The sequence below is a fragment of the Jiella avicenniae genome, from assembly GCF_021390325.1.
Lineage (GTDB): Bacteria > Pseudomonadota > Alphaproteobacteria > Rhizobiales > Rhizobiaceae > Jiella > Jiella avicenniae.
On the sequence record NZ_JAJUWU010000004.1, the window covers coordinates 231,145 to 247,282 of the forward strand.

Genomic DNA, 16,138 nt, shown 5'->3' on the forward strand with positions numbered 1-16,138 from the left:
ATGAGGGCGATGCGCCTCGACGCCGCCCTCACTCGGATGGCCGGTAGACGCGAACTCGCGGGGGCGATCGGCTCCCGGACGGCCGGAAGCCGACTCCAATCATAGGAAGCCGGGCGATTTCGGCCATCGGGCGATCCGGCGATGTGCCGAACGAGCGACGGCCGGGCTGCCCGAGCAACCCGGCCGTCGGAGATGGGCCTCGAGGTCCGCTCTTGCGGTCAATCGAAGCGGGTCGTCGTCCCTTGCGCCGGGCCGCGGTTCGCCGGCGCGCTTCCCGCGCCTCCGCCGGAGCCCGCGGCGTCCGCACCGCCGGTCTCTCCGCTGCTCTGCGGCTCGTCCTTGCCGGGGGTTTCCTCGTCCGGCGGCGGGTTGCTGGCCGGCTGGCCGGTCGAGGGCGCGTTCGCTGTGCCCTTCGTGGCCGGGGAACCCTCGCTCGGCTGCATCGACGTGCCGGGGTCGAGCTGCGACGGCGCCGCCCCCTGGGGAGACTGGTCGCCCGTCGGTTCCGAGGAGGGCGGGGCGGCGTTCTGGTCCTGCGGGACGGGCCGGACCGTGCCGCCGAGATCGTCGTTCCCGGTGGTTGCCGGCTGCTCCTGCGATTCGTACGCGGCGCCGTTGCCGCTTCCGCCGCTGCCAGGCGCCACCGATTGACCGATCGCTTCCTGCGAGACCGGGGCAGGGGAGGGCGCCGGCTGCGCGGCGTCCTGGTCGGGGCCGGTGACCGCCGTCGGCTTCGCTTCGCCGATCAGGATCGCCTCTTTAGGGGCGGGATCGGGCGCCTTGCCGTCCTCGGTCAGGCCGACGAGATAGTGGTCGAGCAGCTTGTAGCCGCCGAGCGGCTTGTTGTTGCCGAGATGGCAGGTGCCGCAATGGGCCTTGGCCGGATCGCCGAGCGGTCCCTTGCGCTCCTCGGGGAAGACGCTTGCGAGCGGCTCGATGTAGTTCGAGTTGATGTCCCGCGCCATGCGGATGCCCCAATAGGCGATCCAGCGATAGGGCGTCGACTGCGACCAGTCGCGGAAGGCCCGCGAGTTGTGGCAGTAGGTGCAGTTGACGCCCATCGAATTCGCCATCTGCATCATGAAGAGGTAGAGGTTTTCGGCGTCCTGTTCCCTGGCGACCTCGGCGTTGCCCGTGCGACTGACCAGCGGATCGGTCGACTGGATCTGCGCGCTGGCGTGCTCCTCCATCAGATATTTGTCGTAAGGCACGTTTGGGAAGAACTGCCGGATGGTCTTGGCCTCGAGATGCCATGGCCGCGGCTTGCCCATGAAGCTATCGCCGGCCGGCTCGTTCTGCTCGTACCAGCTCCAGGGCGGCACGTTCTGGCCGCGGTGGCAGGTATAGCAGGTGACGCCCGAGGGAGCGACGTGCTCCGGCCAGTTGGTGTTGATGTGGCGCACCATCTGCAGCATCTGACGCGCGACCTTCTTGGTGTAGAGGGCGTCGCTGGCGAAGCCTTCGTCGGAGGTCAGGTCGTGGCAGTATTCGCAGCCCTGCTCCGGCGAGACCCATTCGGTGATGGCGAGCATCAGCCGGGTGAACTCGGCGTCGGTCAGTTCGCCGAGCACCTGGACGTTCTGGTAGACCTCGCTGGCCTGCGGGCTGCCTTCGTTGTCGGCCGGCTCGAGGGCGATCGGCTTGGCGCTGTAGGGCAATTGCCGGCTGGCGGCCTTGAACTGCACCATCTCGATCGCCGCCGGGCCCGTCTCGATCGATTCGATCGGCGGCAGCACCCAGGGCGGCACCGTCAGCCCGACGAGGACCAGGGCGAAGGCGACGACCCCGACGATCACGGGGCTGTAGCGGACGTGCTTCGTGCTCATTGCATCACACTCCGCGTGGCCTCGTCGGGGATCGGGAAGGACGGATAGACGGAAGGGTAGCTCGGCGCGATGCCGTGCTTGACGCCCCACAGATACCAGTTGTCCACCACCGTGCCGGTCAGGAGGACGCCGATCGCGCCGGTGAAGGTGGTCAGCACCGCGAACCACCAGGCCCAGCGGTGGATGGACTCGAAGGTGGCGTTGAAGCCCATGGTCCAGCGCCAGAAGAGGGCGCCGCGCTCGGCCGCGGTGCCGCGGTCGACGATCTCCTCGGCTTCACGTTCGCCGCCGAAGCGCGAGACCGCGAGAATGGTGGCGCCGTGCATGGCGAACAGCATCGTCGAGCCGTAGAGGAAGACGATCGAGAGCATGTGGAACGGGTTGTAGTACCAGTTGCCGTAGAGCACCGAGACCGAGGCCGTCCAGTTGAGATGGGTGATGATGCCGAAGGGCACGGCCTCGGACCACGAGCCCATGAGGATCGGCCGAAACAGGCCGAGCGACAGGTAGAGGAAGATCGCCGAGGCGAAGGCCCAGCTCGTATGGGTGCCCATGCCGAGCGCCCGGGCCCGGGTGTAGCTCCTTACCCACCAGAGCAGGATCGACGTCGTCAGGAAGAAGCCGGCGAGGATCCACCAGCCGCCGTCTCCGAGCGGCACCAAGGGGTTGAGGCCGTATTTCGCCGGCGGCGGATCGAGCGACAGGAAGGCGATGTTGCGCACGAAGGCGTAGGGATCCCAGTCGACCGAGGCCCACATGTTGAGGCCGATGATCTCGATGGCGATGAAGCCGAAGGCGAGCGAGGCCGCGCCCGACCAGCCGAGATAGAGGGGGCCCAGCTGCGGGTCGCCGATCTTGCCGAGCCAATAGGAAAAGGCCTTGGACTGGATGCGCTCGTCCGAGCCGGGTTTCATCGGCACGCCCGGATCGAACGGCCCGCGAACCTGGATGCGATTGTAGATGCTGGAATAGGATCCCATCGTCCCGCCTCCCTCAGTAAGCAACGTTGCCGATGGCGGCCGGGGTCTTCAGGAAGAAATCGAAGAAATACGGCCAGCCCCTGTCCCAGAAAGGACCCGAGATGATGATGCAGACCGCGCTCCAGAAACCGGCGTTCAGGGCGAAGAACAGGCCGAGCCGGTGAATGCCGTAGGGGCCGACGGAGTAGCAGATGTAGTCGCGGAAATAGGCGTTCTCGTGCTCGCCATACTTGACGACCTCGTCCTTGCCTGGATTGACCGCGCCGAGAATGACGCCGGCATGCAGGCCCAGGAACATCGTGGTGGTGAAGAAGAAGGTCACCGCCAGCATGTGCGCCGGATTGTAGTGGAAGTGCAGGAACTGGTAGCCGACGTTGGATACCCAGTCGAGATGACTCATGATGCCGTAGGGAAAGCCGTGGCCCCAGGCGCCGAGCAGCAGCGGGCGGATCACCACCAGCGAGACATAGGCGAGGAGCGCGAAGGAGTAGGCGACCGGCACGTGCCAGCCGATGCCGAGCTTGCGGCAGATCTCCACCTCGCGCAGCGCCCAGGAGGAGAAGGCGCCCACCGCACACATCGTGACGAGCTGCCAGGTGCCGCCCTCGTCGAGCGGCGCGAGCCCGAGGCCGTATTTGATCGAGGGCGGGTTCACCGAAAAGGCGAAGACGTTGGTCTCGTTGCCCTGGCTGATGTCGTAGAAGATCAGCAGCGAGCCCAGAAGGGCGAAGAAGATCGCGGTGACGCCGAAGAATCCGACATAGAAGGGGCCGACCCAGAAGTCGAAGAGATCGCCGCCGACGAGCGTGCCTCCCCGCACACGATATTTGCGTTCGAACGACAGCATCGCCATGGCGAGATTCCCATCCCTGTCAAACCGGGTCGTTTTCCGGGACGGCGCGGAACGCCGTCCCGAGGTCGCGTCGAATTCGCCTCAGCCGAGCTGCGTGAGGGGCGTTTCGAGCTGGCTGGTCTGAGCCGCGCCGCCCGGCGGGTTCGGATTGGCTAGCCAGTTGAAACGGGCCGTCGAGAGCAGGATGAAGTGAATGAGGAGCGCCAGCACCAGAAGGAAGGTGAAGAGCCCGATGAGCGCTCTGCGCGGGTCGAAGAGAAGCCACATTCTCCACATAGTTCTATCTCCTTAGCTGAGCATCGTGAGAAGCGACTTGGCCGTGTCGAGGCTCGCCTGGCTCACCTCGGGGGTCTGCAGCCAGGGCCGCCAGATCCAGACGAGAATGTGCGCGACGACCGCGATGCCCAAGAAGACGAAGAAGGAGGTCATGAAGAGTCCGTTGAACTCCTGTGCCTCTCTCTCCGTCATGCCGGAGAGCGTTCCCGCCTCCCGGCCTGTCATGTGATCTGCCATTTCCTTTCTCCTTGTTGCCTGTATCTCCGGGCCGGCCGCGCCGATGACGGGGTCGCCGCCGAAGCTTCAAAGTCCTCGTCTCGCGCTCAGCGCATGAAGGCGAAGGGGAGGACGGAGTTGGCCGCGGCCTTCGCATCCCGGAAAACGGCGAGGACGCCCTTGTTCTCGGACGGGGTGGGACGCAGGCGGGCCGGCAGGAGCCGCGAGACCAGCGCGACGCAGAGAAAGATCGGATAGGTCACCGCGTAGACGATCCGATATTCCTGCTCGTCTGCTCGAAACTGCGACAGGCCATTGCGTTCGACGAGGCTCATGTGACGGTTCTCCCTGGCTGTCCTTGCGATCGGCGGGTGTCTGAGGCGGCTTCGGTCATGCGACGGGTTCTCCCGCCGGAGTGCAGGCCGCCACGTGGCGCAGTTCGACGGTTTCGGACCGCTCCTGCCGGGCGGCCGCCTCGGCGGCGTCGCGCAGGCGCCTCGCCGCGGAGATCCGCACCAGCACCGGCTCGCGCTCGAGCGCATCCTGCAAAAGGTCGTTGGCGGCGCTCGACCAGGCGAGCTCTTCGCTCCGCTCCCGCCTGCCCTTGGCCGGGGTGGCGACGACGCGGTCCATCTCGGTACCGAGCGGCAGGATGTGGAAGAGCGCGTCGAAGAGCGCGTTGCAGACTTCCTGGACGAGATAGGTGGCGCCGGAATAGCCCATGAAGGGCGTGCCCGTGTGCCGCCGGATCGCCGCGCCGGGGAAGGAGGCGGGGATGAAGGCGCCGCGTCCGCCGGTCTCGGCCAGATACATGCGCTCGTTGTAGCTGCCGAAGAGGACGAGCGGCGGCGTGTCCTTCAGCTTCTGCCGGACCTCGTCGTTCAGCGTCTTCTTGCCCGACAGGCGCGGAACGGCGAAGCGGCAGGGCAGGCCCATCTCGTCTTCGAGGAAGTGCCGGATGCCCCTCGCATAGGTTTCGTTGGCGACGATCGCAAAGCTCGCCGTGCCGAAGAAGTCCTGCGTCACCGAGCGCCAGAGATCCCACAGCGGCTTGATCGTCGTGTGCTTCTCGCGGGTGATGAAGGGTTCGGGGTCGAGCCCCAGCATTTCGCCGAGCCTGCGCAGGAAGGCGGTGGTCGAATGCAGGCCGATCGGCGCCTGCAGATAGGGGCGCTCCAGCGCCTCGCAGAGCTGCCGGCCGTATTCGCGGTAGAGGCAGACATTGGCGTCGGCGAGCGTCAGTTTGGGCACGTCGCGGAGGTGGCTGCCGAGCGGGAAGACCAGATTGACCTCGGCTCCGATGCCCTCGATCAGCCGGCGGATCTCGTGGAGGTCCGAGGGCATGTTGAACATGCCGTAGGCCGGGCCGATGATGTTGACCTTCGGCTTCTCGCCCTCCCTGCGCTCCCTCGGCGCCGGAATCTTTCCCTTCTTGGGCCCGTATTCGGTCAGAAGCCACTTCAGCGCCCGGTCGGCGCATTGCCACTGGTCCTCGTCGATGGTGCGCGGCAGGAAGCGCTTGAGATTGGTGCCTTCCGGCGTCACGCCGCCGCCGATCATCTCGGCGATCGAGCCGGTCACGACCACCGAGGGCTGGGCCGGGTCGAGCGTTGCGTGGGCGCGCTTCATCGCGCCTTCGGTGCCGGTCTGGCCGAGGTTTTCCTCCGACAGGCCGGTGACGACGATCGGCAGTTCGTGGGGCGGCAGGGCGTCGGTATAGTGCAGCACCGAGGTGACGGGGAGGTTCTCGCAGCCGACCGGGCCGTCGACGACGACCTGCAGGCCCTTCACCGCGGTGAAGACGTAGACGGCGCCCCAGTAGCCACCGGCCCTGTCGTGATCGAGGACGAGCATCAGACGTCCCCCATCCCGGCATCGTAGGTGGGTGCCTTCCTTCCGTTGATGGCGACGTCGGCGCGGATCTTCGCCGGCTTCGGCTTTTGCGGAACGTCCTCCCAGATGCCGGAGGCGTAACCCTCGCCGACGCCCTCGAAGAAGGCCTTCATCCGGTCGAAGCGGGGCTTGCCGCCGATCGCGCCGTTGATCACCTCGGCCAGCGAGCCGGCTCCGGCCGGGCCCATCAGCGGCCGCGAGGAGATTAGATTGGTGAAGTAGAGCGCCGGCGTGCCGGACTGTTTGGCCGTCTGCACCACCGGGGTCGTGCCGATGGCGAGATCGGGCGAAAATTCCGCGAAGGCGGCGAGATCGTCTTCCAGCGAGGCACGGAATTTCACGTGAACGCCCCTGGCTTCCAGCCATTCGCGGTCGGCGGCCGACCACGGCGTCTTCGGGCAGGCGGTGCCGACATAGCGCACGTCCGCGCCGCTCTCGACGAGGAGCCGCGCTACCAGAAGCTCGGAGCCCTCGTATCCGGACAGCGTGATCCGGCCTCTGACCGGAGAGCCGGCGAGCGCGCCCCGGATCGCCGGGAGAATGGCGTTCTGGGCAGTGGCCACGCGGCTCGCCGGCACGGCGGCGGCCTCGCCGATCCGAGACAGCCACTCCGCCGTGCCTTCCACCCCTACCGGGGCGGAGCCCACCACGGGCCGGCCGGCCATCTCGAATTCCCTGATCGATGCGGTGTAGAAGGGGTGGATTGCCGCTGCGACGGTGCAGTCCAGCGCGGCATAGAGTTCGCGCCACTCGCGGGTCGGCACGACGGGACCGGCGGCGAGCCCCATCGGCGCGAGGAGGCGGCCGATCACCATCGGATCGGCCGGGAACATCTCGCCGAGGAGCGCGACCGACGGCCTTTCGTTCCGTCCGCCCGCCGGCGCCGCGACCGGCCCCTCTTCGGCTTCGCCGCGGGCATAGGCGAGCATCGCACCGGCGAGGATGTCCTTCGCCTCGGCATGGGTCGGCACCCCGAAGCCGGGAACGTCGATGCCGATGATCCGGACGCCCTCGATCTCCTTCGGCAGGAGCCGCAGCGGCACGCCCGAGGCCGTCGGAACGCAGAGATTGGTGACGACGATCGCGTCGTAGAGGGCCGGATCTGCGAGCTCGTGGACGGCCTCGCGGATGTCCTCGAACAGCTTGCCGGTGACCAGCGTCTCCGAATTGAACGGCACGTAGCCGACGGTGCGCCGGGCGCCGTAGAAATGCGAGGTGAAGGTCAGGCCGTAGACGCAGCAGGCCGAGCCGGACAGGACGGTCGCCGTGCGGCGCATCCTGAGGCCGACGCGCAGCGAGCCGAAGGCCGGGCACATGGATTGCGGCTGGTCGTGCGGCCCGGCCGGATAGTCCTTCGCGTAGCGTTCGAGGATCTCGTTCTGGCCGGCCTTTGCGGCGGCGGCACGCATCTCCGCCTTGCCGCCGTGGCAGGCGGCGTCGCCGTCGGCCGGCGCCCGGGCGAGGGTCGCCGCGTCGCCGGTCCCGGCCGCCGGAAAAGGACGCTCGACGGGCGCTTCGGCCGCAAGGCCGCCGCCGTCGTCACGCTTCAGGTCGATGTCGGAATAGTCCATGACCTTGCCCCTCACGCGTCGTCGTAGACGACTTCGAGGGACGGCCGCTGCACGACGGGACGGCCCATCATGTCGGCAAGGCTCGCCGGCTGGAGGACGACGTCGCGCCCGGTCTCCTCGTCGCCGAAGAGACCGAGGAGGCCATCCTGATCGAGCGGCGTCGGATGGAGCGGCGGCGCCTCCGCCACGTTGGTGGCGAGCCGTTCGAACAGCGGCGCCCAGCGCCCGCCGGGCTTGCCGACGATCTGGTAGTTGGCGCTCTTCTTGCGGATGTCGTCGTCGGCGGGGATCGCCGAGAGGATCGGAATGCCGACGGATCTGGCGAAGGCCGCAGCCTCGCCGGTGCCGTCGTCCTTGTTCACCACCATGCCGGCGACGCCGACATTGCCGCCGAGCTTCCTGAAATATTCGACCGCCGAGCAGACGTTGTTGGCGACGTAGAGGGACTGGAGGTCGTTGGAGCCGACGACGATGACCTTCTGGCACATGTCGCGGGCGATCGGCAGGCCGAAGCCGCCGCAGACGACGTCGCCCAGAAAGTCGAGCAGCACGTAGTCGAAGCCCCAGTCGTGGAAGCCGAGCTTTTCGAGGAGTTCGAAGCCGTGGATGATGCCCCTGCCGCCGCAGCCGCGGCCGACCTCCGGCCCGCCGAGCTCCATGGCGAAGACGCCGTCGCGCCTGAAGCAGACGTCGGAGACGTCGACCTCCTCGCCGGCCGCCTTCTTGGCGGACGAGGTCTGGATGATCGTCGGGCAGGCCTTGCCGCCGAACAGCAGCGACGTCGTGTCGGACTTCGGGTCGCAGCCGATCAGGAGGACGCGCTTGCCCTGGCTCGCCATCATGTAGGAGAGGTTGGCCAGCGTGAAGGACTTGCCGATGCCGCCCTTGCCGTAGATCGCGATGATCTGCGTCTCCTTCGTCGCCTTGCCGGGGGCGACGGCATCGGGCTCGATCGCGGCCTCGGCCCGGAGCCGTTCCGCCATGGCGCCGGCCGGTCCGCTCGCGCTTTCGAGATGTCGCAGCGCGTTGCTCACATCGTTCTCCAGTCCAGGATCATCTTCAGGCAGTCGGCGTCCTCGAACGCCGTGCGATAAGCAGCTTCCGCCTCGGCCGGCCGGCCCCGATGGGTCGCAAGGCCGTCCAGGGAGAGGCGGCCGGCGCCGACGAGCGCCAGCACCGTTTCCATGTCCTCCGGCCGCCATTCGGCGGCGACCTTCATCCGCGCCTCGCGCATGAAGGCGGGCGGGAAGGCGAAGCTGACGGGCTCCTTGTAGAAGCCGGCGAGGACGATCTCGCCGCCGCGGCCGAGCCGCGGCACCAGCCGGTCGAGAATCTGCGGGGCCCCCGAGACGTCGAGGATCTGGCGGTAGTCGGTCCACTCGTCGTCGGAAGGGTCGATCACCGCATAGCCGACGGCGCCGGCACGGCGGGGCTTTGCTGTTTCCCAGACGACGGGCTGCCCTCCGAGCGCGACGACCATCCGTGCGGCGAGCCGGCCCAGCGCGCCGTGGCCGACGACGAGTTCCGGCAGGTCGCGGCCGGAGGCGCGCACCGCATGATGGGCGGTCGCCGCAAGGGCGAGGAGGGTCGCCTCGTCGCCGAGACCGTCGCCGATCGAAACGACACGCCCCTCGGGCAACTGGACGTGGGAGGCCGAGGCGCCGAACAGGCCCCGCGCTCCGTCGAACCCGTTCGAGCCCGGGACGAAAACCCTGTCGCCGACCGCGAGCCGGCGCGCGTCCGGCGCCTCCACCACCCGGCCGACGGCTTCATAGCCCGGGACGAGCGGATAGCCCATGCCGGGGAAGGCCGGCATCTCGCCGGACCACAGGAGCCGCTCGGTTCCGGTGGAAATGCCCGAGGCTTCGATCTTAACGATCACGTCGCCGGGTTTGCGCGCCCCCGCCAGACCCAGCCGCCGCATGCCGAGCTTGCGGGGCTGATCGAAGACGATAGCATCGGATTGGGTGACCACGGTGATGAACTCCTGGCTTGCATGTCAGTCTAAATTGACACTTCGGTATGTCAAGAAAAACTGACATTGCGGCGCGGAATCTCGCCGACGACGATGCTCGTCGCCAGCGGCAGCGCGGTGGGGATCTCGTGAGCGCGGGTGAGCCCGGCGGCGGTCATGAGCCGGCCGATCTCGCGCGGCGTGCGCGGACGGCCGCGCCCCATGGCGAGCAGGTAGAAGCCGAAATAGGCGTCGGCGACGGCGGCCGAATCGCGGCCTCCGGCCATCGGTTCGGCGACCATCACGACGCCGCCGGGCTCGAGGCTCTCGCGCGCCCGCGTCAGGAGCTTCAAGGCCTCCTCGTCGTCGTGGTCGTGGAGGATGCGCACGAGGGTGATCAGGTCGAAGCGGCCCTCGGGATAGGGATCCTCGAAGAAGTCGCCGGAATGGACGTGGATGCGCCGCCCGAATCGAGTCTGGCCGATCCGCTCCGCGGCGATCCCGGCGACCTGCGGCAGGTCCATGAGATGCAGTTCGGCGTCCGGATGATGCTCGGCCACCCGGCGCAGGAACCGGCCGTCGCCGCCGCCGAGGTCGAGGATGCGCCTCGCCCAGGAGACGTCGTAGGAGCCGAGGATTTCCTCGGCGACAAAATCTTGGCTGGTGGCCATGAGGTCGGTATAGGCGGCGACGTCGCCGTCCGGCGCCGCCCCGCCGGGCGCTGCCGCATAGGGCCACAGCTTCGACAGCCGGGTCGCGGGCGCCGTGCCTTTCAGAAGCGCGACCGGATCGCCGAGATCCTGATAGAAGTCCTTGTGGTGGCGGATCATCGCCTCGGCGCCGGGATTGGCGACCAGCGCCGCGCCGAGCGCGCCGAGGCCGTAGACCGTCTCGTCGTCGCTGTCGTCGATCTCGACGAGATCGATGGCGTCGAGGGCGCGCAGCAGCCGATCGGCGGCATCGAGCGTCAGGCCCGCCGCCGCCGCGATCTCGGCCAGGGTTCGCGGACCGCGCGAGAGGTGCCGGAAGACGTTCAACTCCACGCCCGCCGCGAGAACCTGCGAATAGACGAAACCGGCGACGAGATCGAACAGCCTGCGCGAGTTGCGACGGGCGAAGCGCCGCGTCAGCCAGAACCGCGCCGAGCTTCGCTGGAAGGCCCGGTCCTGCAGCTTTCGGTTTCTGAAGCTCTGCCAACTCTCGCGGCTCGGCCGGAAGAAGCGACGGATCTCCCGGATCGGATCCGCCCAGCCGGATGGCCTGTCGGAGTGGAGAGAGACGGGCTCTGTTTCCGTGGTCGACATGATCGTCAATCCTTTTGGACAGATTTATCTGTCAATTTTATTGGACAACCAGACGGGCGCCGTGTCAATCTCTCGCGAAAGGTTCCGAGGATGATCCAATGCACGTCGCCATCGTCGGCGCCGGGATCGGCGGTTTGGCTGCGGCCGTCAGGCTTGCTTCGCAGGGGCTCCGCGTCACGGTCGTCGAAGCTGCCGAACGCCCCGGCGGAAAATTGCGGGAGATGGACATTGCCGGCCGGACGATCGACGTCGGTCCGACCGTCTTCACCCTGCGCGACGTCTTCGACGACGTTTTCGCCTCGGCCGGCGAGCGGCTCGACGAGCATCTGACGCTCCATCGCTCCGAGACGATCGCCCGGCATGTCTTCGCCGACGGCGCCGTGCTCGATCTCTTCGCCGACCAGGAGCGCTCGGAGCGGGCGATCGCCGCGTTTTCGGGCGAGCGGTCGGCCGGGGAGTACGGGGCCTTCTGCGACCGGGCGAGGGACGTCTGCGAGACGCTGTCGCCGATCTTCATGCGCGCCGGGCGCCCCGCCGGGCCGCTCGGCCTCGTCGCCCGGGCCGGCCCGAAAGGCTTGCCGGCGATCATGCGGATCGGAGCGGAGACGACGCTCTGGCGGGCGCTCTCGGCGCAGTTTTCCGATCCTCGCCTTGCCCAGCTTTTCGGCCGCTACGCCACCTACAACGGCTCCTCGCCCTTCCTCGCCCCGGCGACGCTGATGCTGATCGCCCATGTCGAGAAGTCCGGCGTCTGGCTGGTCGAAGGCGGCATGATGCGCCTTGCCGAGGCGCTCGCGGCCCTGGCCGAGCGATCCGGTGCGACGCTGCGCTACGGCGTTCCCGTCGCCGCGATCGACGCGTCCGCTTCCGCCGTCTGCGGTCTGACGCTTGCGGACGGCGAGACCATCGCCGCCGACGTCGTCCTCGCCAATTGCGACGTCGCGGCGCTCGCCGCCGGCCAGTTGGGCAAGGCCGCGCAAGCGGCGGTCGATCCGCCGATCACGCGCGAGGAGCGCTCGCTCTCGGCGCTCACCGCCGCGATGGAGGCGGCGACGGACGGGATGGAGCTCTTGCGGCACAACGTCTTCTTCTCGGCCGACTACCGGCGCGAATTCGACGAGATCCTGACCCGGCGCCGGCTGCCGTCCGACCCGACGGTCTACGTCTGCGCGAGCGACCGGGACGATCGCGGACGGCTTTCCGACGAGGCTGCGACGCGCGGCCGCGAGCGGCTTTTCCTGATCATCAACGCGCCAGCCGACGGCGGCGAAAGAGACTTCGGCAAGGAGGAGGTCGAGCGATGCGTGACGGCGGCATTTTCGAGACTTCGCGCCTGCGGCTTGCGGGTGGAGGTGCCGGACTTTCGACGGATCGGACTTTCGACGCCCTCCGATTTCGCGAGACGCTTTCCGGCGACGGGCGGAGCGCTCTACGGGCGGGCCTCGCATGGGTCGACGGCTTCGTTCCGCAGGCCCGGCGCCAGAACGAAGCTCGAGGGCCTCTATCTCTGCGGCGGCAGCGTCCATCCGGGGGCCGGCCTGCCGATGGCGGCGCTCTCCGGCAAGATCGCGGCGGAAGCGATCCTGGCGGACCGCGCTTCGACCAGCATGTCCCGCCGGGCGGCTATGCCTGGTGGTATGTGGACGCGCTTTCGGCGGACGGTCGGCACGCCCTGACGCTGATCGGCTTCGTCGGCAGCGTGTTTTCACCCTATTACCGCTTTGCCGGCCGCCGCCGGCCGGAGGACCACGTCGCGCTGAACGTCGCGCTCACCGGCGCGGGCGCCAGGCGCTGGACGATGACCGAGCGCAGGACGAAGGCGCTCCGCCGCGACGCCGGCACCCTGTCGATCGGACCGAGCGCCATGCGCTGGGACGGCAGCGGCCTCACCGTCACGATCGACGAGATCTCGCCGCTGATCCCAAAGCGGGTGCGGGGCACCGTCCGGCTCTATCCGGAGGCCGTGGTCAACCATCCGGTGGCGCTCGATGCAGAGGCCCGCCACTGCTGGTGGCCGATCGCCCCTTGCGCGCGGGTCGAGGTGGAACTCGACGAGCCCTCGCTCTCCTGGTCGGGCAGCGGCTATTTCGACTTCAACACCGGCGAGGTGCCGCTGGAGGAAAGCTTCCACCGTTGGAACTGGTGCCGCGCCTCGGTGCCGGACGGCACGGTCGTCCTCTACGACCTGCTCGACCGGGACGACCAGTCCTGCTCGCTGGCGATCAAGTTCGATCCGCGGCAGGGCGTGACGGATTTCGAGGCGCCGCCGCCGGCGCGGCTGAAGAAGAGCTTCTGGGGCATGCGCCGCTCGACCCGCTGCGAGCGCGACGCCTCGGCCAAGGTGATCGAGACCCTGGAGGATTCGCCCTTCTACACCCGCTCGGTCGTCGGCACGCGGCTGCTCGGACGCGACGTCACGGCGATCCACGAAAGCGTCGATCTCGGCCGCTTCGCCAACCCGATCGTGCAGATGATGCTGCCCTACCGGATGCCGCGCCGGTTCGTCTGATCGTCGAGCTGGTCGTCGGCGAACACCCCCAGCATCACCTCCGCCACCCGATCCGGGGCCTCCTCGTGGGCGAGATGGCCGAGGCCGGGGAGCCTCTCGATCGCAGCGCCGCGGACCATGCGTGCGACGCGTTCGGAGACTTCCGGGGGAATGGCCCGATCCCTGCTGCCGACGACCAGCGTCAGCGGCACATTCAGCTGGGGAAGATCGCGGCGCAGGCCTTCCAGATCCCAGTTCGCCATCATTGACAGGGCACCCTCGACATGGGTCGGGGATGAAAACAGCCTTTCGTAATAGGCGACGCCCTCAGGTGATATCCGCGAGCCGGTGCTTTCCATGAGCTGCGCCACGGCCCGCGTGTTGCGGGCCCGCCAGGAGAAGAAGCGCGGCGCGACGGGGTTGAGGAAGAGGAGCTTGGCGAGCCGCGGAAAGAGATGGGCGGCGACGCCCGGAAAGGGCAGCAGCGCGCCGTTGAGCGAGACGATCCGCTGCGGCGCGATCTGGCCGTCGAGGGCCATGCGCAGGAGGATCGCCGCGCCCGCCGAATGGCCGGCCGCATAGACGGGCGCAACGCCGAGCGCCGAAAGCATGGCGGCGATCGCCTTCCCCATGCCGGTGATCGAAACGCGGCGCCAGCGCGGCGCGGCGGTGAAGCCGTGGCCCGGCAGGTCCGGCACGATGACGCGATAGTGTTCGGCGAGGATCGGCGCGAGGTCGCGGAAGGAATGGGTCGAAGCCCCGGTGCCGTGCAAGAGGAGCAGCGCCGGCGCGTTCTCCGGGCCGAAGATCTGGACGTGGAAGCGCGTGCCGCCCGCCTCGACGAAGCGGCTCTTCTCGCGGTGCGGCCAGTGGCGCCCGTCGCGGGCAAAGTCGAGCGGCGCGGTCACGGCCGGCTCGTGCGGGGGGCATCGCCGCCCCGCGGCGCGGCGGCGACCGCATCCGACAGGGCCCGGGAATCGGCCCGCGGCAAGGCGAGGTAGGTCGCGCCCATGTCGGCGGCGATCTGCCGCGCCTCGGCGCTCGGCCGTTGCGACAGGTCGATGACCAGGGCGGCGATGCCGCCGGCGCGCACCGCCTTCGCCGCCTCCTTGGCATCGGCCCCCGCCTGCGGCCGGCCGGCTGCGCCGTTTCGCCCGATATTGGCGCGCCCGTCGGTCAGAAGCGCCAGCAGCGGGGTGCGCCCCTCCCTCGCCGATGACCTGGCGAGATCGAGCGCGGCGAGGATGCCGCTCGCCAGCGGCGTGCCGCCGCCGGCCGGCAGTGCGGCGAGCGAGCGCTTGGCCCTCGTCAGGGATTTCGTCTCGGCAAGGAGCACGTCGGCGCGGGTTCCACGGAAGGCGACGAGGGCGACGCGGTCCCGCCGGACATAGCATTCGGCGAGGATGCGCTCGACGGCCCCCTTGGCCTCGGCGAGCCGGGCGAGCGCCGCCGAGCCGGAGGCGTCGACGCAGAAGATCGTCGCCGTCTCGGCCTTGCCGCGATGCCGGCGGACGCGGATGTCGGAGATGCGCATCTCGAAGAACCGCGGCACCACGCCGGGCGCGCGTTCGGCCCGCCGGATGGCCTGCCAGGGCGCGGCGGTTCGCAGCGTCGCCAGAAGGTCGAGCCGGTCGCGGCACGGATCGCCCTGCCGCGTGCCGACCACCCGGCCGCGCCGGGCCCGCTTGGCGAAGCCGCCGCTGCGGCCTGCCCCGGATCTTGCGAGCGGCGGCCTCGTCATGGTGGCGAGGGAGGCCAGAAGATCGGCGGGGAGGCCCGTTGCCGCCGCGTCGATCGTCATGTCCTGGGGCGGCTCGGCGTTGCGGTCGTTTTCGCGCGGCGTTTCGGTTTCCGGCTCGGGCGGAGGAGGCTCTGCGGCCGGCTCCTCGTCGGGACTGGAATTCGCCGGCTCGTCGTCCCGGCCCTCGTCGGCATTTGGCATCTGCGGCATGGTGACGGCGCGGGGCAGGAGCACCAGCCGGATCGCCGTTTCGACGTCCTCGGGCGAGGGGTGCGATCGGCCGGTGAGCGCCGCAGACGCGCGAGCGGCGCGGACCGCCAGATGCGGCACGCGCAGCGAGACGATGCCGAAGGCCATCGCCGCCTGGCAGATCGTCTCGATCGCCGCCTCGTCCGGCTCGACGGAGGGCAGGTGCCGCCGCGCGGAGGCGATGCGGTCCGCATCGAGGCCATGATCCGGCGCGCCGCGGGGGTCGGCGCCGTCGAGCGAAAGCCACAGGCCGAGCCGTTCGCAGAGGCTTGCGGGCGGCGCCTCGTCCGGCTCCATGCCCTCGTCGAGGGCGACGATGCCGATCCGCGTCGGCAGCTGCCGGGAAACGCCGTCCCGCTCGACCGAGACGTGCCCGCGGTCGAGGGCGAGGGCGAGCAGGCCGGCGGCTTCTTCCGTCATCCGCTCGGCCATGGCCGCGACCAGCACCCCGCCGTCGCTGGCGGCAAGAAGGCCTCTCTCCAGAACCGGCTGGCCGCTTTCCAGAGAGGCCGCGAGGTCGAGCCCGCCGAGAAGGGCCGCCTCGGCGATCCCGGCCGGCATCCTGCGGAAGGGGGCGTCCCGGGGAAGCAGCGACCGCAGCGTCTCCAGGGTGGCCGCGCGAACCGGTCCCGCCCGGGCCGCGAGCCTGAGGCCGATCCCGGGATCGACGGCGAAGACGCCGATGGCCCGCACCGCCTCGTGCCACAGGGCGGCGGCCTTGCCGGGCGTCTCGGTCCAGGCGGGGCGGGCTGCGTCGTTCGCCGCTGCGAGCCGACCCGCGGTCATG

The 16,138-nt window shown here is 69.2% G+C and carries 15 protein-coding genes; 2 read left to right on the forward strand and 13 right to left on the reverse strand.

Going from position 1 to position 16,138, the window contains the following annotated elements:
* Positions 1-218 precede the first annotated feature (218 nt).
* The 11 genes from pufC to LZD57_RS05560 form a co-directional block, all read right to left on the reverse strand.
* Positions 219-1,826 (reverse strand): photosynthetic reaction center cytochrome PufC, encoded by a 1,608-nt coding sequence (gene pufC / locus LZD57_RS05510; protein ID WP_233718307.1) that lies wholly within the window; start codon positions 1,824-1,826, stop codon positions 219-221.
* On the reverse strand, positions 1,823-2,806 hold the full coding sequence (gene pufM / locus LZD57_RS05515) for a photosynthetic reaction center subunit M (protein WP_233718309.1): 984 nt from the start codon (positions 2,804-2,806) through the stop codon (positions 1,823-1,825). Before pufM ends, pufC begins: the two co-directional genes overlap by 4 nt.
* A 13-nt stretch (positions 2,807-2,819) precedes the next feature.
* The gene (gene pufL / locus LZD57_RS05520) at positions 2,820-3,659 is read right to left on the reverse strand and encodes a photosynthetic reaction center subunit L (protein WP_233718311.1); all 840 of its coding nucleotides are present in this window, start codon (positions 3,657-3,659) and stop codon (positions 2,820-2,822) included.
* Positions 3,660-3,740: 81 nt separating this feature from the next.
* Positions 3,741-3,935 carry a light-harvesting antenna LH1, alpha subunit gene (pufA, locus tag LZD57_RS05525; RefSeq protein WP_233718313.1) on the reverse strand — a complete coding sequence of 65 codons (195 nt, stop codon included), beginning with the start codon at positions 3,933-3,935 and terminating at the stop codon, positions 3,741-3,743.
* A 12-nt stretch (positions 3,936-3,947) separates the two neighbouring features.
* Entirely contained in the window at positions 3,948-4,172 is a 225-nt protein-coding gene (pufB, locus tag LZD57_RS05530) for a light-harvesting antenna LH1, beta subunit (protein WP_233718314.1), read from the reverse strand.
* A gap of 86 nt (positions 4,173-4,258) precedes the next feature.
* A complete protein-coding gene (locus LZD57_RS05535) occupies positions 4,259-4,486 on the reverse strand; it encodes a hypothetical protein (protein WP_233718315.1) in 228 nt (75 codons plus the stop codon).
* A gap of 55 nt (positions 4,487-4,541) precedes the next feature.
* Positions 4,542-6,005, reverse strand: coding sequence for a chlorophyllide a reductase subunit Z (gene bchZ / locus LZD57_RS05540; RefSeq protein ID WP_233718316.1), 1,464 nt, complete (start codon positions 6,003-6,005; stop codon positions 4,542-4,544).
* Entirely contained in the window at positions 6,005-7,615 is a 1,611-nt protein-coding gene (gene bchY / locus LZD57_RS05545; protein WP_233718318.1) for a chlorophyllide a reductase subunit Y, read from the reverse strand. The genes bchZ and bchY overlap by 1 nt, the downstream gene beginning before the upstream one ends.
* An 11-nt stretch (positions 7,616-7,626) precedes the next feature.
* Positions 7,627-8,598, reverse strand: a complete 972-nt coding sequence (locus tag LZD57_RS05550) for a chlorophyllide a reductase iron protein subunit X (RefSeq protein WP_233718626.1) — start codon at positions 8,596-8,598, stop codon at positions 7,627-7,629.
* Positions 8,599-8,645: 47 nt separating this feature from the next.
* Positions 8,646-9,590: a chlorophyll synthesis pathway protein BchC gene (gene bchC, locus LZD57_RS05555; protein WP_338034681.1), complete on the reverse strand. Its 945-nt coding sequence runs from the start codon at positions 9,588-9,590 to the stop codon at positions 8,646-8,648.
* Between the two features lie 50 nt (positions 9,591-9,640).
* A complete protein-coding gene (locus tag LZD57_RS05560) occupies positions 9,641-10,873 on the reverse strand; it encodes an acetylserotonin O-methyltransferase (RefSeq protein ID WP_233718320.1) in 1,233 nt (410 codons plus the stop codon).
* A 98-nt stretch (positions 10,874-10,971) separates the two neighbouring features.
* On the opposite strand from LZD57_RS05560, the gene crtD reads away from it, so the two are divergent.
* Together crtD and LZD57_RS05570 are read left to right on the forward strand one after the other, a co-directional pair.
* The gene (gene crtD / locus LZD57_RS05565) at positions 10,972-12,549 is read left to right on the forward strand and encodes a 1-hydroxycarotenoid 3,4-desaturase CrtD (protein ID WP_233718322.1); all 1,578 of its coding nucleotides are present in this window, start codon (positions 10,972-10,974) and stop codon (positions 12,547-12,549) included.
* A complete protein-coding gene (locus LZD57_RS05570) occupies positions 12,513-13,382 on the forward strand; it encodes a carotenoid 1,2-hydratase (protein ID WP_233718324.1) in 870 nt (289 codons plus the stop codon). The genes crtD and LZD57_RS05570 overlap by 37 nt, the downstream gene beginning before the upstream one ends.
* Here LZD57_RS05570 and bchO read toward each other — a convergent pair.
* Both bchO and LZD57_RS05580 read right to left on the reverse strand, forming a co-directional pair.
* Complete coding sequence (bchO, locus tag LZD57_RS05575; protein WP_233718325.1) at positions 13,355-14,269, reverse strand: alpha/beta fold hydrolase BchO; 915 nt, start codon at positions 14,267-14,269, stop codon at positions 13,355-13,357. The genes LZD57_RS05570 and bchO overlap by 28 nt on opposite strands.
* A complete protein-coding gene (locus tag LZD57_RS05580) occupies positions 14,266-16,137 on the reverse strand; it encodes a magnesium chelatase subunit D (RefSeq protein ID WP_233718326.1) in 1,872 nt (623 codons plus the stop codon). The genes bchO and LZD57_RS05580 overlap by 4 nt, the downstream gene beginning before the upstream one ends.
* Position 16,138 lies beyond the last annotated feature (1 nt).

What these genes read in the sequence shown, in the direction of transcription:
- LZD57_RS05560 (WP_233718320.1), bottom strand. Translation starts at nt 10,873, where the DNA reads ATGTCGACCACGGAAACAGAGCCCGTCTCTCTCCACTCCGACAGGCCA.
- pufC (WP_233718307.1), bottom strand. Translation starts at nt 1,826, where the DNA reads ATGAGCACGAAGCACGTCCGCTACAGCCCCGTGATCGTCGGGGTCGTC.
- pufB (WP_233718314.1), bottom strand. Translation starts at nt 4,172, where the DNA reads ATGGCAGATCACATGACAGGCCGGGAGGCGGGAACGCTCTCCGGCATG.
- pufM (WP_233718309.1), bottom strand. Translation starts at nt 2,806, where the DNA reads ATGGGATCCTATTCCAGCATCTACAATCGCATCCAGGTTCGCGGGCCG.
- bchY (WP_233718318.1), bottom strand. Translation starts at nt 7,615, where the DNA reads ATGGACTATTCCGACATCGACCTGAAGCGTGACGACGGCGGCGGCCTT.
- pufL (WP_233718311.1), bottom strand. Translation starts at nt 3,659, where the DNA reads ATGGCGATGCTGTCGTTCGAACGCAAATATCGTGTGCGGGGAGGCACG.
- LZD57_RS05550 (WP_233718626.1), bottom strand. Translation starts at nt 8,598, where the DNA reads ATGGCGGAACGGCTCCGGGCCGAGGCCGCGATCGAGCCCGATGCCGTC.
- pufA (WP_233718313.1), bottom strand. Translation starts at nt 3,935, where the DNA reads ATGTGGAGAATGTGGCTTCTCTTCGACCCGCGCAGAGCGCTCATCGGG.
- bchZ (WP_233718316.1), bottom strand. Translation starts at nt 6,005, where the DNA reads ATGCTCGTCCTCGATCACGACAGGGCCGGTGGCTACTGGGGCGCCGTC.
- LZD57_RS05580 (WP_233718326.1), bottom strand. Translation starts at nt 16,137, where the DNA reads ATGACCGCGGGTCGGCTCGCAGCGGCGAACGACGCAGCCCGCCCCGCC.
- LZD57_RS05535 (WP_233718315.1), bottom strand. Translation starts at nt 4,486, where the DNA reads ATGAGCCTCGTCGAACGCAATGGCCTGTCGCAGTTTCGAGCAGACGAG.
- crtD (WP_233718322.1), top strand. Translation starts at nt 10,972, where the DNA reads ATGCACGTCGCCATCGTCGGCGCCGGGATCGGCGGTTTGGCTGCGGCC.